This is a genomic window from Gluconobacter sp. P5H9_a (genome assembly GCF_018812085.1).
Classification (GTDB): domain Bacteria; phylum Pseudomonadota; class Alphaproteobacteria; order Acetobacterales; family Acetobacteraceae; genus Gluconobacter.
Genome location: NZ_JACRVW010000002.1, coordinates 173,498 through 195,123 on the forward strand (window position 1 = coordinate 173,498; position 21,626 = coordinate 195,123).

Sequence of the window (21,626 nt, forward strand, 5' to 3'; positions counted from 1 at the left end):
GTTGGGTGGGGATAACCCAGAAAGAAGGACCGTCAAATCTCAAAGCGAACATTCTGGAATGTTACGTTCAATAAATCTGAGGTGTGCTTCTTTAGGCAGGAATAACGGCCACACAACAACATATAACGTTATTCATGTTACATATATCATTTTCACTGTCCAGCATACGAGATGGGATTTTCATCAACCAAAGGTCGGTCTCGCTAAAAGATGATGTTTTAACGCTCAGGATCCTCCGGGAACGCCAGGAAAAATCCTGAGCAGACCGATATTAGGATTAAGCCAGTGCAGGCACTGGAGCACGTTCTGCAAGCAGGCCTTTTGACTTGAGTTCAGCCCAGAAGTCTTCAGGGATGGGCTGAGCAAACCACTCCAGGTTCTGCTTGAGTTGGGTCACATTTCGTGTGCCCGCGCAAAACGAAGAAATCGAGGGGTGTGCCACCACAAACTGAAGTGCGGCGGCAGGGAGTGAAACGTCATAATCGTCGCAGACTGCCTCAATTTTCTTGACGCGATCCAGGATGTGTCCGGGGGCAGGGGAATAATTGTACTTCGCACCCGGAACCGCTCCTGTTGCCAGAATTCCTGAATTGAAACCTCCGCCAACAATAAGGGTGGCGCCTCGCTGTTCACAGAGAGGTAGGAACTCGTTCAGCGCGTCCTGTTCCAGCAAAGTGTATCGACCTGCCAGAAGGAAGCAGTCGAAATCACGTTGCTGAAGAGCGGCATGGCAGACTTCCCATTCATTCACACCAACACCGACGGCTTTGACGACACCTTCTGATCGAAGTTTTTCCAAAGCGCGCCAACTCCCGTCCATTGCCTGTCGAAAGGCTTCTGGCTGATCGGGACCATGCGTAAATTGGTCGATATCGTGGATGAAAGCGACATCGATGTGCTCGAGCGCGAGCCTTTGAAGGGAGTCTTCAAAAGCTCGCATCGTTCCGTCGTAGCTGTAGTCAAAGGTCATTTTGTTGGGGGCGGCATTAACCCACGGAGCAAAGTCAATCTCGGTCCTGCGAGCAGAATGCAGCGTTCGCCCAACTTTTGTCATGACGACGAAATCATCTCTGTTTTTCCAACGGAGGGAGTGCCCGAGCCTGAGCTCTGCCAGCCCATGGCCATACATGGGGGACGTGTCATAGAGGCGAATGCCAGCACTCCAAGCCTGTTGGATCATCTCATCTGCCTCCTGATCTCCAACCTCCTGAAGAAAATTCCCCAGAGGGGCAGTGCCGAAGGCAAAAGCTGTAACGCTAAAGTCTTTTCGTCCGAATTTACGACGCTCTGAAGGGTTCATGGTCGCTCCTCCTGATGGGATGATCGTGCTGCACGTGGGATCGTGATGGGGAAAGGCCGCTGGTCACAGGAGATCATCAGGGGGCTTCCGAACATCTGCAGTTTACGTTGTGATGAAGGGCTCGTTCGCGTCAGCACAGAAATTTTATTGCCGGGAAGGTTAAACTGTTGGAGTGGTTTTTAATGCTTCGGTTTTTGCTGTTAGCTGGAATGCGGAACTGGCGATTGCTGTTTGGCGCTCTTCCTGCCATTCAGGGCCCATGACGAATAACAGGCACTTTGAGATCTTTCTTGCTGCTCCTCCGGGACTGGAAGAAACCCTTTGCTCCGAAGTCCGGATGAAGGGCTTTCGCCAGCCAAAAGTCGTACACGGCGGGGTGACACTGCGAGGAGGGTGGCCTGAAGTCTGGCGAGCCAATCTCTGGATCCGGGGAGCTAGTCGGGTACTGGCACGCGTGGCGCAGTTCAAGGCGGAGTATCTGTCTCAACTTGAAAAACGCGCACGGGAGATTAAGTGGTCGGAAGTGCTGCGTCCGGATGTTCCGTTCAAGGTGGACGTCTCCTGTTCGTCTTCACGGATCTATCATAGCGGTGCGGCGGCAGAGCGGATTTCCAAGGTTGTGACGGAAATCTTGGGTGCATCTGCTGAAGCTGATGCTGATGTAGTTCTACGTGTCAGAATTGATCAGAATTTCTGTACAGTCAGTGTCGATACGTCGGGGGATCTTCTGCACAGGCGCGGGCATAAAGAGGCGGTCAATCGCGCTCCCATGCGAGAAACCCTGGCTTCGCTTTTCTTGAGAAAATGTGGTTACGACGGTCAGGAAACGGTGGTGGACCCCATGTGCGGTTCCGGGACCTTCGTGATTGAGGCTGCCGAGATCGCGTCTCGCCTCAATCCTGGGCGCTCAAGACACTTCGCCTTTGAGCAACTCACGACGTATGACGAAGCTGCGTGGCAGACAATGCGCTCCGTTAAAAGTGAGCGTACACCCGGTTTCTGCTTTTACGGAAGTGACAGGGATGCCGGTGCGATTGCCATGAGCGAGGCTAATGCTTTGCGGGCTGGGGTTGCGGAGTGCACGGAGTTTCGTCAGGCCACAATCAGTGAAATCAGCCCGCCTGATGGAAGTGCCCCCGGATTGGTTATTCTAAATCCTCCTTATGGGACACGTATCGGCGATAAGGCGAAGCTTTCTGCGCTGTATCGTGCTCTGGGGCAAAGACTTAAAGAACACTTTAAGGGATGGCGTGTGGGTATTCTAACGACGGAAATTTCACTGGCCCACGCAACTGGGCTTCCGTTTCTCCCCACCGGGGCTCCCATTCCGCATGGTGGTTTGAAAGTGTTTCTTTTTCAGACAGAAGCGCTCGTGTAATCTTGGAGAAAGTACTCTACCCGTTCAATGAAGAGCGCGGTGAATGGATTGGAAATCTTTGACCGCGCCACGATTGAGAGGGTCTGGGGTTGGGTCCCGTGCTCGTTGAGAGACAGGAACTTGAGCTTTCCTTCGGCTTTCTCCTGAATGATGTCCAAGGGTGTCAGGAAAGTGATATTTCCAGGGGAAAGAGCCATCTGGCGCATTAGCTCAATCGAGTTGGTCTCGATGGCCGGCGTCAAGATCAGATTTCGAGCTGCATAGAGATCTTCGAGGTGGGGTCGAATAGCCATGCTGGCGTCAGCTACGGTTAGTGGCCACGCGTTGCATTCTTCGAGGGTAATGGATTCCTGATGGGCGAGGGGGTGATGGACGCTCATCACCACGCCTAGGGGAACCGTGCGCGACGTCTGTACAACGAGGCTGTTGTCCACAGGAATATCAAACCCGATGCCAATATCGGCCTGCCCATTTTTGACAGTCTCGACGAGATCATGCGTGCCGTAGGTGCTGACATGGATCCGCACGTTTTGATGTGTGTTGTGAAAATCAGCCAGAGCAAGCGGCAAAAAGGTCGAGATGGGACCTACCATCGTAGCGATAGAAAATTCCCCGCGTTTGAGACCTTTCAGATCTTCCAAAACTTGCCGCGTGAGGTTCATGTTTTTGAGCGTCTCGCGGACGTGAGCAAGCAGGATTTCTCCCGCAGCCGTCAAAACCAGTTTGCGGGGAAGTCTCTGGAATATGGGAGTGCCCAGATTATCTTCCAGCGTCAGGATCTGCCGATTAATCGCAGTTGAGGCAACGTTTAGCTGTTCGCCTGCCTTTCGGATGGATCCGCAGCGGGCAACCGTATCCAGATAGATGAGAAGGCGGCTATGGAGCATCGTAGTTTTCGCACCGAAAAGATGCAGACTAAGAACGTTCCGAAGATCTTTCAAGGAAAGATGGAAAACATCTCTAACACCTCTGGTAGCGACAGTTTTCGTAATTGGAAGAGAACGTGTTGCATTAAGAACACACCTTGGGAACCGTTCGCCTTATGCCGCCATTATGATTGTGATCAGCACACATGTGATGCGAAAAACAGTAAAAATTTTAGAGCTAAAAATTCCTATAAGGAATTGAAATAAAACATATATTTTAAAAATAGAAGAGCAAGGTATGATCTATCGGGAGAATGTTGCAAAACATGTGAAGGCGTGTGTAAAAGACACATCAAATGCTCGGGATCTGCCTTGTGTCCTATTTTTGATGTCGGTGCGAGGCAATTATTCGCCTTCTGAGGTAGCGCTCGATTATGTTACGTTTTCGTTATGGGAAAGGATCTCTTCTGCACAAGAGATCAGGTCCTGGCAGGAACGAAAATCGTTTTGCAGCAGGAGAAGCCAAAAGGTTATGTGTCCGTACCGATTTGAAAAACACTCGTCCAGGAAGGCACTTCTTCTTGTAACGTGTTTGGCTGGCTTTGGTTCGTCGTCTCTTGCTGCTTCCGCGCAGGCAGCTTCGAGTAACGCCGCTGTCCACCATAAAGCTCATGCGCATCACTCGCAGGCTGTGGCGGGTCAAAAAGCTGAGATTACAGCTGTTCCTGCTCATCCAAAAATGCGTCGCCCGGCATCGATCAACTCGACGGGGGATGAACACGTCACAGTGTCCACGTCCCGCCTGGCCAGAAGCCGGGGTGGCGGCATGATGCGTGTCGAGACTGCGCCTTACGCTATCCAGACAATCACGAAGGCATTTATCGAGGCTAAAAGCCCGACAAGCACAGCACTTGATCTTATCAAGAACCTGCCGAGCGTGAACGTTTCGACGCCTGATACGTCTGGTATGCAGGGTGGGCGTATTCAGAGCCGAAGCCTGACCGATGCTGATATGGCTCTTATGGTCGACGGTGCACCTGCAGCCAGTGCGGCTTATATGGCCGAAGACATTGATTCAGAAAATCTGGATAGTGTCAGCCTCACGCCGGGTTCGTCCGCCGTTGATCTGCCCGCCACGTCTGCTGCCGCGGGCGTCATGAACGAAGTATCTCATGATCCGTCGCATACATTCGGCGGCTTGATGGATTTTTCGTACGGCACGAATAACCTGTCTCGCGAATTCATGCGCTTAGAGACCGGTGATATCGGCAAGAGCGGCATTCGTAGCTACCTGTCGTTTTCGAATACACATGCTCGTTCATGGATGGGGGCGGGTATCAACGAGCGCCGTCATCTTGATTTCGGTATTCGCAAGGACTGGGAGAATGGTTCGTTTGCGAAGCTCTTCATGTCTTGGAACTTCGAAGACTTCACAATTGATCGGTATCCCACTGCTGCACAGTTCCATAAGTATAAGGACACAGGTGAGGGATACGGTCGTAAGGCTGGATTTGATGCAACTGGAAACGACTACTGGAAAAACAATATCGATCATTGGAACCAGCTCTTTCTGAGCGCTCCAATTCATATCGTCCTTACAGATAAGCTCCAGTTCGATCTGCGTCCGTATTATAACTGGGGCCAGGGATGGGATGGTTCGTCAGGTGGCTTTGCCAATGGTACAACAACATTTAAGTCTGGTCAGACCATTGCTGCTGGTACGCCGCTAACAAGCTATTTCCAAGAGAATGGAGCTCTTGACGTCGGTGCTACAGCCAAGCTGGGCTATGATATCGACAAGCATAACCATTTTGAGCTCGGGTACTGGTACGAAAACCAGGATTATACTCAGCACTTTCCTGTTAGCGTGACGAAGGCTGATGGTTCCAACCCGAGCCCGAACGATTCAACCTATCAAGTCTATTCTGGTGGTTCCCGCTCGTATTTCGGCAACACCACTGGTTATGAAATTCACTCCCTCTTTCTTCAGGATACAGCGAAATATTTTCATGACCGTCTGCTGGTCAATGGTGGTTTCAAATATGTGATGTCCAATGTCTGGTACACGACATATCCGGCACACAAGCAAATGGGCCAGAACCTGACGGCACCTCTGCCGCACCTGTCCGTCAGTTATCATTTCAACGAGCACCATCAGGTTTACATCAATGCTGAGGGTGACTTCCGTCAGCCTTCTGCATCGGCTCTTGGGAACACTACCCTCACTGGAAAGCTGCCCAAGAACCAGTATTCCATCAAGGAAGAGCTTGGATATCGGTATAATGATAAGTACGTTATCGTTGATCTTGATCTCTTCAACTATAACATTACGAACCGTCTCCTGAGCACGTACCTGGGCAATAATCAGTCGGGTGTAGTTAATGCAGGCAACCAGACTGCGCGTGGTTTTGATGCCATGTTCTCCACGCAGCCGATCTATGGTTTCAGCCCGTATGTTTCGTTCGAATACCTTAACGCGCGAATGGACACGAATATTGCCGCGTCCGATGCAAGTGGGAACCTGACCGCCTTCAGAACAAAGGGCACGCAGGCACCTCTGTCACCGCATGTTATGGCAAACTTCGGCCTGACCTATGTGAATAAAGGCTTCTTCGCTAACGCAACGGTTCATTACACAGGTCCGCAGTCCGTTTCGATTGCAGGCGATCAGCGTATTCCGGGATACGTAACGAACACACTATCTCTGGGTTATCATTTCAAGCCAGTTTGGTATGCAAAGTCTCCCACCATTCGTTTGAACTTCACCAACCTAACAGGTTCGATTGTTCGGACAGGCGTGGTTGGTGTAGGTACCAACGCTTCTGCCGTCCGGCTGATGAATGGGAATCTTTCAGGCGCTGGGTCTAGTGCTCAGTTCTACGTTGAACCGCGTTTCAGCATGACGGGAACGATTTCTACAGGGTTCTGATTTCTCTTCCGGCCCCACGAAGCCCTCAGAACATAATGTTCTGAGGGCTTTTTTTATGGTGATGTCTTTCCAGCAGGTTCAGGAGCGGCTGACGCCGTTCGAATTAAGCTGCAGTCAAATATAATTCTCTTTGCTCTAATTAATCAGAGGGATTGTAAAGCATCTTGAATTGGTGGCTGACGACATAGGCTTAATCTAAGCGTAGGGGCCTTCAATGACGGGCCTGTCATGAAGTTTTGAAGAGAAGAACTACAGACATGTCATCTTCTCTTTCAAAAAATTTAATATAGGTAACCCACTCTCATAACATTAGAAAAAAGAAAGTAAAATATTCCGTAGATAGATAATTATAACAATTTAATATTAATAGTCTCTAATAATGTCACTGGAATGTATTAATTACATATACTCCAATGACATTTGACATGGTCAGCTTTCGGATGTCTTTAATTCTGAAAGCCGCTCATTTCGTGTGTAGCTAGTAAGACGTTTTGTGAGATCTGAGCCTGATGCTACAAATCCATAGCACTGGCGAACGTTATAAACTGTTGCCTCTTGGCAGAACTCAGGAGAGGTCGTTGCGGAGCAATCGTCCAAAAAGATGCAGTCGTATCCGAGGCAGGCTGCATCTGTCAGCGTGCTCAGAACGCACTGATCGCTGTTCACCCCGGAGAAAAGCAATGTGTCCACGCGTAGGTTCTTGAGGATGCCTTCGAGGGGGGTGTCCCAAAATCCACTCATTCGATACTTGGAAACGTGAATATCTTCCGGATACACCGCGAGTTCGTTAACGATCGCAGCATTCCAGCTGCCATCTTCCAGAACTTTGCGATCTGCAGAACCTATAGCCGCTCCGATGCCCTTGTCTTCACCTGCGGGGTCATAAACATGCAGGATAGAAGGAGGAAGGTTGAGCTTATCTGGCCGATTTCCCCAGTTCAGCCAGATTACAGGGACATTATGCTCTCGCAGCGCGGGAAGGAGAGACTGAAGAGGCTTGATCGGACGACGGGCCGCCGTGATATCGACACCAATAGATGCTAACCAGCCATCAGGATGGCAGAAGTCGTTCTGCATATCGATCACGATAATGGCGGTACGAGCGAGATCGAAAGTCAGAGCCTGAGGCTGGGACGGAACGCTGACAGGCCGGGAAGGACGCTCAGGCCGTAAAAGGCTGATGGAAGACGTCGTGGCCCCCCAACTGTTGACGTGTGTACTGCCCAGACGTCTCATTGACTCCCTCCACACAGGACCGCCAAATCCTCCGCATCAAGCTTGACTGGAATTCCGCTGCGGATCAGCTTTCCGAAGTCTTCGTCTGGGGTCATCACTGTCAAAGTATAGAGTTTGTTGCTGCCTGTGTTTTCCAGAACGTGCTCGGATCCCGGCTTGACCAGAAGCGCGTCGCCAGCCTTGAGTTCGCAGCTCTGACCATCACACCAGGCGCGGCCTGTGCCGGACAGAACGAAAAACATTTCGTCCGCATCCGTGTGTGTGTTGGGCGGTGTTGCGCCACCAGGTTCAAAAATTTCGACAACGGCAATAGACGCGTAATCGCCAGCTGTCTTGTCAAACAAAATGGCAAAGTAATTGGTTGAATCCGGAGCAATCCGGAAGGCTTCAACGCTATCAGGGCTGCATTTTGCGAAAGGCATGAGAATTATCTTTCCTGTTTGATCCAAGGAAGAAGAAGGTAGGTTCCGGAGCCGCATTTGAAGTGAACTGTCGTCACCTGTTGTTGGTCCAGAGTGGCGGTAATAGGGCTGGCCCCTGTGCCGGGGTTGATTGGAAACACGGGAAAGCAGGAGAGAGACAGGGACAGTCTCAATCTTTCTCCGGCTTTCAAGGTGACGCATGTTCCCCGCAGCGGCAGAGATGTCTGACCAGGGGCAGTCAGCGCATATCCTTCTGCGAGAGGGTGTACTTTGCCGTTCTGATCGATACGCGAGACGCAGGCATGAAGGTCAAAACCGGCGTATTCACTCTCGATTTCAAAGCACCCTGTGATCGTTCCTGCGAGCAGCTGATCGAATTCGAGCGGGAACGTCGTGAATGTCAGGACGTCTGAACGCGCATCAGTGCGGGCACGATCTACTGGGCCTCCCGGAAACCCGAAGCTTCCACCACACGGACCGGAAGGGCGCCACGGATCGAGAGTAAGGCTCTCTGACGGTGCTGTAGGCGCTGTCGACGCGCTCAGAATGCCATCGCGTGTGTCAATCGCGGAGCGGCCTGTCCCGACTGGATAGCTTGGAACTGTCCCCGTCGAGAGTGTCGGGAAGTCCTGCCAGCAACAGGTGCCCATATCGAAAAGGCGTACTGGGTTCGCGTCGGGTATAGGGGCAGCTTTTAGATATTGATCGAAGAATGCGATCTGTTGCTGATCAATATCTGTAATGGCAGCCTCGCCGACGTCCACGTCCCCGATATGTCGATCCCAAGGAAAGTGAGACCAGGGGCCAACAATCAAGCGTGTTGGCATGTGCGGGGACAGAGCACGATATGCTTCCAGCGTGCCCGGAAGATGGCTGTCGTACCATCCCCCAATCAGTAGAACTGCGGGTGCCAGTTCCGCGATTTCGGACAGCCGCGATGCGGGAGAGATTTTGTCCCAGTAGGCATCTCCCGGAGGCGTCTCCCTCCAGCGGGTATAATGGCTATATTTCGCCAGAAGCGCCTCATGGGCAGGCACAGTTGGCTGTCGCCCATTGAAAGACATACCCCGACTAGCCGCAAAGAGCGCCTGCTGGGCCTCATAGTCTCCCTGAAGCCTTGCGGTTTCTGCTGCCAGTTGCGTCGCCCAACCAAGATTTGCGCGCATCGGGAAAGCCCCATTTTCATACGCCCAGTCTTGATCCAGCTGCCAGCCGATCATGGCAGGGGCTACCGCTTTGAGCGCTGCTGGTTTTTCTCCGGCCGCCAGAAGTTGGTTGCTCCCCTGAAAGGAGAAGCCAAACATCCCCACGCGACCATTGCTGCGCGGTAAGGATGCAGCCCAGGCGATCGTATCTGCGCCGTCAGTCGCTTCATGCTCGAACAGGACAAACTCACCGCCAGAATCTCCGCGTCCCCGCACGTCCTGCATGATGACGATATAGCCGTGACTGGCATACCATTCTGGTGGTGCGTAGCAGAGCGACGTACCAATCTTGCGACCGTAAGCCTGTCGCATCAGAAGAACGGGGAAGGGGCCGTCTCCTTCTGGTTCCCAGATATCAGCAATCAGTGAAACGCCATCCCGCGTTTGCATTGTCTCCGTCCGGCGAGATTTCAGCGCGAACATCAGATTTCACCTCCCAGAGTTTCGTATGAAGGGGGAGTTTCTTCGAGAATGCGACCGTTTCGGAGAACTGTCCGTCCGGCCTGAGAGCGGCTCATCCATTCATTCATGGAACGAGCTGGAAAGATAATCAGATCGGCTGGTGCATCTTTTTCCAGACGATGGGTCCTTCCCATCCAAGATCCCGGACGGCTTGTGACCGACTGCGCCCAAGGACGGTGAGTATGATCCAACTGGCCGATCCTCGTACCGCCCTGAAGAATTTCGTGCATGTCAAAGTCCCCGTAAGCGTAGAAGGGGTCTCGGACATTGTCGCTGGCAAGCATGACTGGGATACCCGAGGCATCGAGTTCCTGTAGTAAGGTTACACCTCTCCATCTTGGTGTGCGCCCTGCGGTGCGGTCCTGAAGGTACATGTTGCAAAGCGGAAGACTCACAATGCCAATCCCGGCTTCGCCGAGCAGGGAAATAATGTGCGTCTGTTGCGTCTCGCTTTGAACGCTAAGGCTACAGCAATGGCCGCATAAGATCTTTTGACGAAACCGAAGCTTCAGAGCTGTCTTGGCAATCAATTCCAGGGCCGTTCCGTCTGTTTCTCCATTCTCATCGACATGCAGATCCAGTTCGAGCCCATATTCTGTGGCCAGTCCAAAGAGAACTTCGAGGGCTTCGGGCGTCGTGTTGTGCTTCATCAGGACGGCTCCCAGAACGCCCCCCTCTGTCTCGGCGACATTTCTAACGATGCCGTCCCGGTCTTCACCCATGTAGCGCTCAGGCATGGTCAGGGAGACGCCTTGCAGAGCAACTTTCCCGGACCATTTCTTTTGAAGGCGACGCAGAAGCGGCCAAACGCGGTTCCCGTGCGTGCCGAAGGTGTCCAGGTGCGTTCTTATGGCGCTTGTCCCGTGCGCGTAGGCACAGTTCAGACTGAACTCCATGCGGCGCTCAACGTCTGCGTCCGTCCAATACGCTTCTCGATCCTGGGTTGTGGCTTGCAAGGCCCCCATGAAGGTTCCATCAGGATTGGGTGTACGCTCCCAGATGAAGGCCTTGTCCAGATGGGTATGAATATCTGCAAAGCAGGGCCAGACCATCTGACCTTTCAGATCGATTGCTTCACCGACGGAAGAGAGATTTCCTGCCGGTAGAATATCTGAAATCTTCCCATCTGAGAGCGCGATATCGTAGCACATGGACTCATCAGTGAATGACGAAGGCCGCAGACTTGCCGGAATAGTCGCGTTCAGGAGGACGCCTGGGGCGGTGCTGAAAGAAGCTGGAAAAGTCATGAGCGATGTCTCAGAGCAAAGCGCTGGAGGCTGGCTGCTGCGGCATACAGGACGAGGCCTGCGACTGTAATAAGGAACAGCGCCGCGAACATCCGGGGAATATCCATCTGAAAGCCGGATTGAAGGATTTGGTACGCCAGGCCAGCCGAATTGCCGCCGGTTCCGGCAACAAACTCAGCTACAATGGCGCCAACAAGTGAAAGGCCTGTTGCGATGCGCAAGCCCGCCATGAACATGGGAAGAGCACTTGGAATTCGCAGTCGCAGCAGCATTTGAAGGCGGGTGGCTTTGTGCATCTGAAAGTAAGCCGCAAGATCAGGATCCACGCTGCGCAGGCCTTGCAGAGTGTTCGAGATCACAGGGAAGATCGCTACTAATGCTGCGCAGGCAGTGAGGGCGAGGGGAGTATTGTGGATCAGGATGATGATCAGCGGCGCAATTGCTACAATTGGGGTCACCTGCATGATGACCACATAAGGCATCAGGCATCGTTCGATCAGCGGGCTTTGCACCAATAGGAAGGCTATCAGAACACCCCCGAGGACGGCCACAACGAGCGCCGCAAATGTGATTTCCAGAGTGATAAGCAACGCATGGAGTAATGACACGCCGTCCAACATCAAAGCACGCCAGATGGCAGACGGAGAGGGCATCAGGTAAGGCGGGATATGCCAGAAGCGACAAACCGCTTCCCATGCTGCCAGAATGATGATTCCGAGTGTGATGGGAGCAAGGAGCGAGAGAGAGCGGGATGTCATCATTGCCGCGCCTCCTGACCAATCATGCTGTCCCGACTGGCATCTTCCAGGAGGATCGCCAATTCTTTGCTGATGCCGGCAAACTGATCGGAAAGGCGGAAAGTTTCGTCGCGGACAATGCCACGGTCTATTTCGTATTGAGCATGAATACGCCCAGGATGAGCCGCCATGACCATCACGCGGCTGGACAGAAATGCAGCCTCATGAAGGGCATGTGTGACGAATAGGGTGGTAAGCCCGTCTTCATAGCAAAGACGAGCCATCTCTTCATCCAGACGGTTTCTGGTAAATTCGTCCAGTGCACCGAATGGCTCATCCATCAGAAGAAGATCTGGTTCAGTAACGAGTGCACGGGCAATGGAAACGCGCATCTTCATGCCGCCGGAAAGTTGTGCCGGATATTGATCGGCCACATGACCTAGGCCAACGCGTTCAAGAGCGGCATGGGCACGCTTGTCAGCCGTTGTCCGATCCACTTTTTCCAAATCAAGCGGAAGGCGCACATTTTTCACGATCGTGGCCCATGGCATGAGCGTTGCGTCCTGAAAGACGAACGCCATACGGCGCCCTTTCTGACCTACGTCCCTGAAGCCGCCGCCCCACCAGTTCAGTGTGCCAGCCGACGGGGTATGAAGATTGGCGATGAGCTTGAGGAGCGTACTTTTGCCGCATCCAGATGGCCCAATCAGCGTAACGAAATCTCCTTTCTCCACACTCAGATCGACAGGAGAAAGACCGCGCACGCCGTTGGGGAAAATTTTCTCAACGCTGCTCAGGGAAAGAACGGGACTGCTCATGCGGGGACAGTCGCCAGGCTGTTGTGGACGACATCAAGGGTATACCCATCTTTCCATTTCGGACTGTCTGCAATGAGTTGAGCTGAAAGCTGGATGTCGTGAATGCGCTGCCAGCGCTCATCATTCATTGTCATGATGGGTGCTCCCGGTGCGCCCAGAGCTTTGATGTCGCGGAGTTTCTGACGGGACCACGCGAGTTGGTCCGCGCTCATATCCGGATTAGCTTTACGGATCGCAGCATCCCCCTTGGTGGACTCTCCAAAAATATAGCGTTTCCAGCCTTCGCTGCTGGCCGCGATGAACTTCTGGAGTTCGGGGCGACGTTCTTCGAGGGTCTTGCGGGACACCATCAGCACGTTTCCATAGGCAGCGTAGCCCAGGTCATCGAGGAGGAAGAAATTGAATGGAATACCCGCTTTTTTGGCGCCGTAGGGCTCCGAGGAAACAAAGGCCTGCATGGCCATCTGCGGATTGAAAGCGAAGGGCTGGAGATTATAGGTGTAGGGATGGGCCTGGTCTTCCGTGAAGCCATAACGCTTCTTAAGCCACACCCAGAAGCTGGCTCGCCCTTCTGAACTGATCAGAATGGGATGGCCCTTGAGTTGGGCAATGTCGTGAATATCCGGATGGGTCATCACGCCGCCAACGCCTTTCTGGAAAGTCGTAGCGATTGCGACGGCGGGAATGCCCTGTACTGCACAGCGGATGGCTTCTTCACCCTGCATGATGGCGATGTCACATTGTCCCGCCATCAGAAGCTGGGTCATGTTCATCTGGGGGCCACCCATCTGAATTGAAACATCCAGATTTTGAGCACTGTACAGTCCGTCTTCGGAGGCTTGGTAGTAGCCTCCGTGCTCTGCCTGAGCATACCAGTTGGTCAGCAGACTCAGGGGCTTGGATGCCGCTTTTGCTCGCCCAGAGGGCAGGGAAGACACCGCGCCCGCAGCCATGATGCCGCGGAGCATACTGCGTCGATCAAGCCTGTAAGGTGTCATGAGCTGCCTCCCAACGTCCATTTATAATTAGACCGTAACGGTTTTTTTGTCTCCGTGGGAAGAGCTATTCTGCTGCTTGACCGATACCTTTTTGACCCCTTTATGCGCACAAAAAGGATGCACTCATTCTTTTTGCTGGGTGAAAATACATACTCCAAGCATGGTCATGAAAAACCGGAAGGCGGCTTCCTGTCCGTTCCAGCTATGGGATTGCCACATCGCGAACCACTCACCTCCGACGACAGAGAAGCCGAAAAACCAGATGAGAAATCCTACAGCCGTCGCGACGGGAACAAGGGTATGAGCGGCCTTAAAGGCTGAAAAATCCCCGTTAATGGTCTTGGCCATCTTCCAGGCAGCCAATGAAAAAAGGGCACCGGTTGTGAATTCAGCGCCAATAATCAGGACGTAAAAAATATGCCAGAGCAGCGGGTTTGAGATCGCGCGCCATTTGAGGCTGTTGCCGGGAAACGTGGTATCCATCGACAAGACGTGACGGACAAATGCGTAGTTCGAACCATAATCTGTAATATTATTAAGTGCGACGAGCAGACCGAAGACACCCAGAGACGCGACCATCACCGTTTTGGAGAGGCGAGTCAGGCGCACAGAGCGCTCAGGCATTGACTGTGTTGAAAATTCAGACATGGCAGGGCTCCTGTTTTTTTGAAACGCTAGCGGAATGCCCGTGAAATTTTCGCCCTCTTTTTTGCACTGGTCCGGTCGAAAATAGATGCTTTAAAAGCTGCAATCTTCCTGTTTCATCTATCTTTTCGTTCCGGGATGATATCATATCGGAGCAGGGGATGTGTTGGCTCGTCCTGACCGGGGCGTGTCATTCCACAAAACAGACAACGGAAGACAAGCCCATGACAAGCAGTTCCGAGACGGTTTTCTGGCCCAAAAAGCGCTGGTGTGACATGATTTCCCGCCAGTTTCGCCAGCTTCCCCCTGAGACCGTGGCCATTCTTCCTGTGGCGGCGGTGGAACAGCATGGCCCACATCTTCCGGTCTATGTGGATGCCTGTATCAACGAGATGCTGCTCGACAAAGCAATGGAAGCGCTCCCTTCAACCGTCCCCGCCACGGCACTTCCTATTCAGGCTGTTGGCAAAAGCGAAGAGCATGTTGCTTACCCTGGAACACTGACCCTCAGCGCGCAGACCCTCACACAGGTCCTCATCGAAATTGGTGAAAGTGTTGCACGATCTGGTGTGAAGAGGCTGGTGCTCCTGAATTCTCATGGTGGACAGCCACAGATTTTAGACATTGTTGCCAGAACACTCCGCCGGACACATGGAATGTTTGTTGTCTGTGTGGGCTGGTCTCGTTTCGGTGTACCGGATGGCATGTTTACCGACGAAGAGCGCCGATATGGCATTCATGGTGGCGATATTGAAACATCGCTGATGCTTCACCTGCGTCCAGATCTTGTTGAGATGGAACGCGCTGATAATTTCGAGCCATGGCCTCAAAAGCTTGCTGAGACGGCCAAATGGCTGGAAGCAGAAGGGCGCGTCGGCTTTGGCTGGCTAACCCATGACATCCATCCGTCAGGCGCGGCAGGGAATGCTGGCATTGCTACGGCTGAGAAAGGCGAGGCTGTCGCTAATCAGTGGATCGAAGGCTTTCTTGAACTTCTCGCAGAAATTGCGGAATACCCATTGGATCGCCTGCGTCCGATTACGGAGGATCTTGGTCGATGAGTTCTGTTGAGACCTTCCTGTCGCTTCTTGGCGATATTCCCGTTCAGACGGTTCCAGCTCTTGTGAAGCGGAAAAGCCGGGATTTTTACTGGTACAGCCCCGTTTTGAAGCGACAGCTTGATAGCTGTTTCGGCGATTGTATCGTTATGCCACGTAATGAAGAAGACCTGCTTCACATTGCCCGAGCCGCCCGTGAGACAAAAACTTTCCTTACTCCGCGTGGAGGCGGGACCGGGAATTACGGCCAGGCTGTTCCCATGGAAGGAGGCGCTGTTATTGAAATGACAGAGCTTAATAAGCTACTTTGGGTCAAGGATGGTGTCGCGCGGGTGCAGGCTGGCATGAACATGCTGGACTTGGATCGTGCTTTGCATGAACGGGGCTGGGAAGTCCGCATGTATCCGTCCACGAAACGGACGGCAACGATCGGCGGATTTATTGCGGGTGGATCCGGCGGCATAGGGTCTGTTCGTTGGGGCGGTCTTTCGTCTCCCGGAAATGTTTTGGGGCTCCGCTTTGTCACTCTGGGTGAAAACCCGGAAGCTCTCGAACTTCGCGGCTCTGATGCGCGGGGCATTCTTCACACCTACGGTACGACAGGCCTGATTACCGAGCTGGAAATTGGTGTTGAGCCAGCCGTGGATTGGCAGGATATGGCCATCTCATTCGGCACGTTTGAAGAAGCGGCAGTTTTTGCGCGTGATATTGCTCTTCAGGCAGGCATTCAGAAGAAGCTGGTGTCTGTCGTTGACGGTGACCTGCCGCCATTCTTCGCATCCGTACGCGAGCACGTGCCGGATGGGGCGTCACTGGTCATTCTCATGATTGCTCCGGCGGGTATTGAAACGGTCAAGGCGCTGGCTGAAGCTGCTAACGGCCACCTTTGCTATGAAGCTAACACCAGAGAAGCTGAAGACACGGCAGGGGCAACCCCGCTTTACGAGTTGACGTGGAATCACACGACGCTTCAGGTTCTAAAAAAGGATCGTGGTTACACGTATCTTCAGTGTGGTTATCCGGCAGTTGGAACTTTGGAAAAAGTCGCGGAAATCCGTGCCCTGTTCCCTGATGATCTAATGATGCATCTGGAGTTCTTCCCGATGGGCGGTCATGTAAGTTGTGCCGCTTTGCCGGTCATCCGCTTTACAGATGAGGCGCGGCTTAATCATATCATTGCTGAACATGAGAAAAGGGGTGTGAGTATTGCGAACCCCCATGTCGTGACTATTGAGGAAGGCGGTATGCACCGTGTGGCATCACCGGATCTCGCAGCTATAAAGAAGCGATATGATCCGATGTTGCTTCTAAATCCAGGCAAGATGCTTAGTGCTGGGTCAGCCTGACAAAAGATCCTGGCGGCGGCAAGATTGAGTGAATTTTTGAAAGACCGATCGATCTTGTTGCCGTAGGATAAAACGAAGTAAGTGTCCGTCCGGTCTTCGGTGGATCCGGAAGGCCGGGCTGTTCATGGTATTGTGGCAGTCGATAAAGCGGTCAGCAATGTTGCGCTGTTCACCGATGACGAGGATGTTAATGACGGCATGGCTATGAAAGCCATTCGTCGGGATAATAGGGCTCGCGGCGGGGAGGAGCACCATAGCATTTCGAAACGTGCTTGCCGGTGCTCCCCTACTGCGGCGAGTATTCATAACTTTCGGATAGAATCAGTGATCGAGGTTCTGACCATCATCAGGGCCTTTGAGTAAGCGACTTTGTTCACCCGTAACGCTGACAGGCGTATCTCCGCGCACCGTGATGCGGCGCAGAAGGCGGGGATGCGTGTCAAAATCGGCTGTAGCGTAATGCTGCGTGGCGCGATTGTCCCAAATGGCAACATCACCGGGTTTCCAGTTCCAGCGGACGGTGTTGTCGATCTGCGTAATATAGGATTGGAAGATCTCCAGTAGCCGGTTGGCATGCTGGGTAGGGATGCCGCGGATCTCCTTGAAAAAATGTCCCAGGATCAGCGTGCGCTCGCCAGTCTCAGGATGAACGCGGACGACTGGATGTTCTGTCTCATAAAGGCGTGAAATGAAACGAGCGCGGAAGTCCGCAATTTCCTCGTGGCGCGTGTCGTATTTGTAGAAATTGGTGTCGTAGTCGTTGCCATGAACGGCCCAAAGTGTATCTGCAAGCTGTTGCAGCGGCGCGGGGAGATCGTCATAGGCCGTGGCTGTGTTGGCCCAGAGTGTGCTGCCGCCGTAGGGCGGGATCGTGATGGCACGCAGGATCGAGGCCTTGGGATAGGCCGGCACGAAAGTGACGTCTGTGTGCCAGGAATCCGTGGAACGACCGTTACGGGAGTTCAGTTCGAACGTATAGGGTGTGCCGTCAGCGGCGGGGATAGTCGGGTGAAGGATCGGATCTCCGAAGACGCGGCTAAGCGTTTCGTGCTGGGCATCATCGAGAAACTGGTCGCGCAGGAAGATCACCTTGTGGCGCAACAGGGCCTCATGGAGAAACGCCTTGTGCTCGTCGGAAAAGCGCTCGCGGGCGTTGATGCCGTGAACGATGGCGCCGATACGCGATGTGACCTTTTCGATCGTAAGCTTTGTCATGAGGGAACTCCTTCGGATTGGGGGAGTGTCTGACTACTAGTGCGGTCAGGTCGCGTGAGAGACGGAGGCGTAATGAAAAAGGTCAGGATTGCGCTTGCCAGGAACAGAGCGGCGTAGATGAGGATAATTCCCTGCGTGCCGACAGCGCCTTCAAAAAGGTAAACAATGAAAGGCCCGATCCAGACGCTACTCCCTGCGCCAAGGTTCAGCAGGGACATGGCAATACCCTTGTGATCTGGCAGAAGAGAGGGTGTCAGAGCCGAAAGCGGCACATATCCGGCAAGCGTCATGCCAAAGACGGCAGCGGAAGCGTAGACCATAAGCAGGCTACTTTGGGCGTACAGCAGCGGGACCCAATACAGGCCAACGCAACTCACGGCGCTCCCGATACCGCCAAACCAGATGATGGTCTGCCGCCATGAAATATAGTCGCTGGCAAAACCGATCAGCAGGTTAAAGACGATGTTGCTGGCAAAGATGATTTCGAGAAAGCTGATCCATACATCCTGGGACAAGCCCAGACGGCCCGTGAAAAAGAACGGCATGAAAACGATCAGGCCATGCGTAGCGCTGGAATTGACCGCCCGCACGATGCACGCCAGACCGACCCCCGGATTGTGACGGATCTGACGAACCGTTTCGCGCAGGGTAGGGCCGATGTCTTTCAGGCTGCCTTTCTCTGCACGTGGCGTAGTGGGCAGCGGCAGGACGGCAAGGAGGCCACCCGCTCCCACGCCGAGAAGGGCGATCCAGAGTGTAATGTACTGGCCGTAAACGGGAAGCAGGAGTTGCGCCACGATAGAACCGACCGTGGGCAAACCGCAGGTAAAGCAGAACCAAAACAGACCGACAGCACGACCCAACCGGTCCTGACGGATCGTGGTGACGAGCAGGGTCAGCAGCCCGTAGGAAAACAATGGATATCCTGCTCCTCGCAACCCGTAGGTCAGGAGTAGCAAGGCTGAAGAATGAGCCGGAATGGCAACGCCCAGAAAGAGAAGTTGCGGAACAATCCAGAATAACAGACCAGCCGTCATGACGGCACGACTACCAAAGATGTCGCACAGCAAGCCCGAGAACCAAGCCGCCAAAGCAGCGAAGAGTCCGTAGGCTGTGAAGAGAAGGGCTACGAAGTGCTCCGTCTGCCCCGTCTGGACCAGAAACGGCGACAGATAGCCGACCTCGACGCCATCCCCGATCATGAAGACCAGAAGGCCAGCATACTGGAGGGTAAAGCTCCGGGGCAGGCGGCTGGCTGGCAGAAGCGGAGCGGCGGGAAACGTCGTCTGCATGTCAGAAATCCGCATGAACAGCGCCGAAATACTGGCGTGGCGCACCGAGGACGACAGACTGGTAATCACCAGCCATAGGGTAACCGTTCTGCCCCATGGTGGAGATGTATTTTACGTTCGTCAGGTTATAGACGTTCAGGTCTACCGAGAGGTGCTGGAGAAAGCCCGTGTGAGACAACCGGTGCAACTGTTTGCTCAGGTCGTAACGTGCGCCAAAATTAGTCAGCCAGTAGGACGGGACCTTCGTGTCACCCGTATAGCTGAGGTTTCGCTTGCCGACATACTGCGCTTCGATATGGGCCTGAAGATCGCGCCAGGTGTAAGACAGATCAGCGTGATACATGAGACGCGGATAGGCCACGACCTGCTGGCCGCGGATATTGTAGGTTACCCGCGATCCGTTGACGGTCTGAGTAATGTTGTTGTCATAGACGGCATGGTTGTAGCTGATGCTGTTGGTCAGGCTCAGCCCCTTAACGGGTGTGAGTGTGACGGCACCATCCACACCGGTCATCGTCACACCGCCGACGTTCTGGATGGTGGTGTACGGCTGGGTTGTCGGACCGGTGGAGATGCGCTGCAGCCGGTTGGAAAAGATCGTGTGGTAGCCATAGAGCGAGCCGCTGATGAGGCGGCCGGTGTAGCGATAGCCTCCCGCAAAATTCCAGTCGGTTTCGGGGCGCAGCGTGCTTTTCGAAGCCAGATAGGCGGCCTGGGTGGTCGAGAACGGGGATGAACCGCTGTTATAGCCCGAGACAGGATAGACCTTTACGTTTTCTGCGATGTCAAAATAGAGCTGGTGGCCAGGGGCGAAGCGCCATTCCCCGCTGAAATGCGGCAGGAAAGGCTTACTGGACGTCAAGGAGTTTCCGCCCGCGATAGCGGTCGTGCGGGTGTAAGTTTCCCAGTTGGCCAGCGCGCCGACGCGGGTCGTGTTCAGGACGGACCGGAAACCAGCATGAAGCGCGATGGTGCTGGTTACGTGATACGTATCCTGGAAATAAGCGACAAACGTGTTGGTATTAAAGACCTGTCGGTAGCCATTCTGGAAAGGGTTCTTGAGGTTGTCGAGCCCGTTGACGGGTGTTGCGGTCCCGTCGAGGACGTCCTGCAGCAGCGGCTGCTGGTAAAGCGGCTTACTAATGTCGAAATGGGTATTTTCATACCACAGACCTGCATTCAGCACGTTATGCGCGATGCGATAGGACAGGGACGTCGTAAAGCCGAAGCGGTTCGTATCGGGCTGCGTAACCTGATCGATCAAAGGCGCTCCGTTAGGAGACGAGATCAGAGGGCTGGCGACTGAACCGCGCTGATAGGAGCGATGCCCATAGACGGTACTCTGCCAGCGCAAGCGATCAGTCAGAGCAAGATCGGCCGATACACCCCCGACATAGGAATGCTGCATTTGGGCGCCCTCGTAGTAGGACGCGGTGTAAGGGCTCTTGAGGTTGGCATAGGCTGCAGGAACCTGCCCTCCCGGAAGTCCACGCTGGGCCAGAGCGAGACGATATGCCTTTTCATAGCCGCCAGGTTGCCCGATGAAATTATCGATCGCGTAGCCACCCTTATTGAACATATCCAGGCTGTAGTCCTGATAGTTCTGCATCTGCATATCGGTGTAATCGAAGTAGGCTGTAATGCGGCTGTCCTGCCCGATCGGGTGCAGAACCTTGGCGTTGACCTGCTGCATGAACTGGTCCTGCCCACCACGCCATTTGGTGGTGTCGTTGCGGGCATAGGAGACATAGAAGCGCGTCCCCTGGCGGTTCAGATCGCCGCTTTCGAGACGCACAAACGTCCGGTAGGTCGCATTACTCCCGAAGGTCTGGTTCACACTGGCCCCGCGTTTGTGAGACGGATCGCGTGAGATAAACTGCACCGTACCGCCCAGATTGGACGTACTGGCCACGCTCTCCGAACCTGTGGACGCCGAAACATCCATACGCTCAATGTTTTCAGACGAAATAGCGGAGGTCGGGCTCAGGCCGTTAACGTTGCTGAATTGCTGGTCTCCAAGCGGAATCCCATCCAGCGTCATGCCGATCTGGCTCTGATCGAAGCCGTGCATCAGGAATGAGTTCTGCCAGGTGTTCACACCCTGCGGATCACCGGAATTGAACAGAACCCCAGGTAGTCGGGTGAGGGCCTTGAGCGGATTGGTCCCAGCAGCATATTCGCGAATGGTAACAGCAGAAACGGGATTGGACACCCAGTTAGCCTGCCGGTGGCCTTCCACCCCAATGCTCTCGGTCGCTTTGGCGCTGATGGCGCGGGATGCAGTCGGTTTGTGAGCAGGCAGTGCAGGCGTGCCGTGACGCGGATTTGTGCCCACCTTGGTGGCTGGAGAAGCAGTATCAGCGAAAGCGTAGGTATTAACCGAGAGGGTCAGCAGGGCGATCAGAGAAACGGAGCCACTGGCGCTACGGCTGGAAAATGAAAATGCGGGCATGGAGATACACTCACAAGATA

At 53.7% G+C, this 21,626-nt stretch carries 17 protein-coding genes; 4 read left to right on the forward strand and 13 right to left on the reverse strand.

Annotated features, from left to right (window positions below; all coding sequences use genetic code 11):
* Nucleotides 1–277: 277 nt before the first annotated feature.
* Nucleotides 278–1,300 carry an aldo/keto reductase gene (locus tag KP708_RS02765; RefSeq protein ID WP_215750292.1) on the reverse strand — a complete coding sequence of 341 codons (1,023 nt, stop codon included), beginning with the start codon at nucleotides 1,298–1,300 and terminating at the stop codon, nucleotides 278–280.
* Nucleotides 1,301–1,559: 259 nt separating this feature from the next.
* On the opposite strand from KP708_RS02765, the gene KP708_RS02770 reads away from it, so the two are divergent.
* Nucleotides 1,560–2,678 (forward strand): class I SAM-dependent RNA methyltransferase, encoded by a 1,119-nt coding sequence (locus KP708_RS02770; protein WP_215750293.1) that lies wholly within the window; start codon nucleotides 1,560–1,562, stop codon nucleotides 2,676–2,678.
* On the opposite strand, the gene KP708_RS02775 is transcribed toward KP708_RS02770, so the two are convergent.
* Nucleotides 2,657–3,565, reverse strand: coding sequence for a LysR family transcriptional regulator (locus KP708_RS02775; protein WP_252347388.1), 909 nt, complete (start codon nucleotides 3,563–3,565; stop codon nucleotides 2,657–2,659). The two genes, KP708_RS02770 and KP708_RS02775, sit on opposite strands and share 22 nt — an antisense overlap.
* Nucleotides 3,566–4,076: 511 nt before the next feature.
* Between KP708_RS02775 and KP708_RS02780 the strand changes: the two genes are divergently transcribed.
* Complete coding sequence (locus KP708_RS02780; protein WP_215750294.1) at nucleotides 4,077–6,473, forward strand: TonB-dependent receptor; 2,397 nt, start codon at nucleotides 4,077–4,079, stop codon at nucleotides 6,471–6,473.
* A 429-nt stretch (nucleotides 6,474–6,902) separates the two neighbouring features.
* Here the strand turns inward: KP708_RS02780 and KP708_RS02785 are convergent, their stop codons facing one another.
* The 8 genes from KP708_RS02785 to KP708_RS02820 all read right to left on the reverse strand — a co-directional run bounded on the left by KP708_RS02785 (nucleotide 6,903) and on the right by KP708_RS02820 (nucleotide 14,246).
* Nucleotides 6,903–7,709 carry a cysteine hydrolase family protein gene (locus KP708_RS02785; RefSeq protein ID WP_215750295.1) on the reverse strand — a complete coding sequence of 269 codons (807 nt, stop codon included), beginning with the start codon at nucleotides 7,707–7,709 and terminating at the stop codon, nucleotides 6,903–6,905.
* On the reverse strand, nucleotides 7,706–8,131 hold the full coding sequence (locus KP708_RS02790; RefSeq protein WP_202207887.1) for a cupin domain-containing protein: 426 nt from the start codon (nucleotides 8,129–8,131) through the stop codon (nucleotides 7,706–7,708). Before KP708_RS02790 ends, KP708_RS02785 begins: the two co-directional genes overlap by 4 nt.
* 5 nt (nucleotides 8,132–8,136) lie before the next feature.
* Nucleotides 8,137–9,759 carry a CocE/NonD family hydrolase gene (locus KP708_RS02795; protein WP_215750296.1) on the reverse strand — a complete coding sequence of 541 codons (1,623 nt, stop codon included), beginning with the start codon at nucleotides 9,757–9,759 and terminating at the stop codon, nucleotides 8,137–8,139.
* Nucleotides 9,759–11,045 carry a cytosine deaminase gene (locus KP708_RS02800; RefSeq protein ID WP_215750297.1) on the reverse strand — a complete coding sequence of 429 codons (1,287 nt, stop codon included), beginning with the start codon at nucleotides 11,043–11,045 and terminating at the stop codon, nucleotides 9,759–9,761. Before KP708_RS02800 ends, KP708_RS02795 begins: the two co-directional genes overlap by 1 nt.
* Nucleotides 11,042–11,806, reverse strand: a complete 765-nt coding sequence (locus tag KP708_RS02805) for an ABC transporter permease (protein WP_215750298.1) — start codon at nucleotides 11,804–11,806, stop codon at nucleotides 11,042–11,044. The genes KP708_RS02800 and KP708_RS02805 overlap by 4 nt, the downstream gene beginning before the upstream one ends.
* Complete coding sequence (locus KP708_RS02810; protein WP_215750299.1) at nucleotides 11,803–12,600, reverse strand: ABC transporter ATP-binding protein; 798 nt, start codon at nucleotides 12,598–12,600, stop codon at nucleotides 11,803–11,805. The genes KP708_RS02805 and KP708_RS02810 overlap by 4 nt, the downstream gene beginning before the upstream one ends.
* A complete protein-coding gene (locus KP708_RS02815) occupies nucleotides 12,597–13,598 on the reverse strand; it encodes an ABC transporter substrate-binding protein (protein ID WP_252347389.1) in 1,002 nt (333 codons plus the stop codon). The genes KP708_RS02810 and KP708_RS02815 overlap by 4 nt, the downstream gene beginning before the upstream one ends.
* Nucleotides 13,599–13,721: 123 nt before the next feature.
* Entirely contained in the window at nucleotides 13,722–14,246 is a 525-nt protein-coding gene (locus KP708_RS02820) for a DUF2165 family protein (protein ID WP_215750300.1), read from the reverse strand.
* Between the two features lie 221 nt (nucleotides 14,247–14,467).
* Here KP708_RS02820 and KP708_RS02825 point away from each other — a divergent pair, with 221 nt between their 5' ends.
* Nucleotides 14,468–15,304: a creatininase family protein gene (locus tag KP708_RS02825; protein WP_215750301.1), complete on the forward strand. Its 837-nt coding sequence runs from the start codon at nucleotides 14,468–14,470 to the stop codon at nucleotides 15,302–15,304.
* Complete coding sequence (locus tag KP708_RS02830; RefSeq protein WP_215750302.1) at nucleotides 15,301–16,647, forward strand: FAD-binding oxidoreductase; 1,347 nt, start codon at nucleotides 15,301–15,303, stop codon at nucleotides 16,645–16,647. Before KP708_RS02825 ends, KP708_RS02830 begins: the two co-directional genes overlap by 4 nt.
* Nucleotides 16,648–16,968: 321 nt before the next feature.
* On the opposite strand, the gene KP708_RS02835 is transcribed toward KP708_RS02830, so the two are convergent.
* From KP708_RS02835 to KP708_RS02845, 3 genes are read right to left on the reverse strand one after another with little or no spacing between them, the layout of a single operon-like run.
* A complete protein-coding gene (locus tag KP708_RS02835; protein ID WP_215750303.1) occupies nucleotides 16,969–17,862 on the reverse strand; it encodes a TauD/TfdA family dioxygenase in 894 nt (297 codons plus the stop codon).
* Nucleotides 17,859–19,154: an MFS transporter gene (locus KP708_RS02840; RefSeq protein ID WP_215750304.1), complete on the reverse strand. Its 1,296-nt coding sequence runs from the start codon at nucleotides 19,152–19,154 to the stop codon at nucleotides 17,859–17,861. Before KP708_RS02840 ends, KP708_RS02835 begins: the two co-directional genes overlap by 4 nt.
* A gap of 1 nt (nucleotide 19,155) precedes the next feature.
* Nucleotides 19,156–21,606, reverse strand: a complete 2,451-nt coding sequence (locus tag KP708_RS02845; RefSeq protein WP_215750305.1) for a TonB-dependent receptor — start codon at nucleotides 21,604–21,606, stop codon at nucleotides 19,156–19,158.
* Nucleotides 21,607–21,626: the final 20 nt, after the last annotated feature.

Excerpts from the sequence above, each read along its gene's own strand:
- KP708_RS02830 (WP_215750302.1), top strand. The coding sequence starts at position 15,301 with ATGAGTTCTGTTGAGACCTTCCTGTCGCTTCTTGGCGATATTCCCGTT.
- KP708_RS02810 (WP_215750299.1), bottom strand. The coding sequence starts at position 12,600 with ATGAGCAGTCCCGTTCTTTCCCTGAGCAGCGTTGAGAAAATTTTCCCC.
- KP708_RS02825 (WP_215750301.1), top strand. The coding sequence starts at position 14,468 with ATGACAAGCAGTTCCGAGACGGTTTTCTGGCCCAAAAAGCGCTGGTGT.
- KP708_RS02780 (WP_215750294.1), top strand. The coding sequence starts at position 4,077 with ATGTGTCCGTACCGATTTGAAAAACACTCGTCCAGGAAGGCACTTCTT.
- KP708_RS02840 (WP_215750304.1), bottom strand. The coding sequence starts at position 19,154 with ATGCAGACGACGTTTCCCGCCGCTCCGCTTCTGCCAGCCAGCCGCCTG.
- KP708_RS02785 (WP_215750295.1), bottom strand. The coding sequence starts at position 7,709 with ATGAGACGTCTGGGCAGTACACACGTCAACAGTTGGGGGGCCACGACG.
- KP708_RS02765 (WP_215750292.1), bottom strand. The coding sequence starts at position 1,300 with ATGAACCCTTCAGAGCGTCGTAAATTCGGACGAAAAGACTTTAGCGTT.
- KP708_RS02820 (WP_215750300.1), bottom strand. The coding sequence starts at position 14,246 with ATGTCTGAATTTTCAACACAGTCAATGCCTGAGCGCTCTGTGCGCCTG.
- KP708_RS02770 (WP_215750293.1), top strand. The coding sequence starts at position 1,560 with ATGACGAATAACAGGCACTTTGAGATCTTTCTTGCTGCTCCTCCGGGA.
- KP708_RS02805 (WP_215750298.1), bottom strand. The coding sequence starts at position 11,806 with ATGATGACATCCCGCTCTCTCTCGCTCCTTGCTCCCATCACACTCGGA.
- KP708_RS02800 (WP_215750297.1), bottom strand. The coding sequence starts at position 11,045 with ATGACTTTTCCAGCTTCTTTCAGCACCGCCCCAGGCGTCCTCCTGAAC.
- KP708_RS02815 (WP_252347389.1), bottom strand. The coding sequence starts at position 13,598 with ATGACACCTTACAGGCTTGATCGACGCAGTATGCTCCGCGGCATCATG.
- KP708_RS02775 (WP_252347388.1), bottom strand. The coding sequence starts at position 3,565 with ATGCTCCATAGCCGCCTTCTCATCTATCTGGATACGGTTGCCCGCTGC.
- KP708_RS02835 (WP_215750303.1), bottom strand. The coding sequence starts at position 17,862 with ATGACAAAGCTTACGATCGAAAAGGTCACATCGCGTATCGGCGCCATC.
- KP708_RS02795 (WP_215750296.1), bottom strand. The coding sequence starts at position 9,759 with ATGTTCGCGCTGAAATCTCGCCGGACGGAGACAATGCAAACGCGGGAT.
- KP708_RS02790 (WP_202207887.1), bottom strand. The coding sequence starts at position 8,131 with ATGCCTTTCGCAAAATGCAGCCCTGATAGCGTTGAAGCCTTCCGGATT.
- KP708_RS02845 (WP_215750305.1), bottom strand. The coding sequence starts at position 21,606 with ATGCCCGCATTTTCATTTTCCAGCCGTAGCGCCAGTGGCTCCGTTTCT.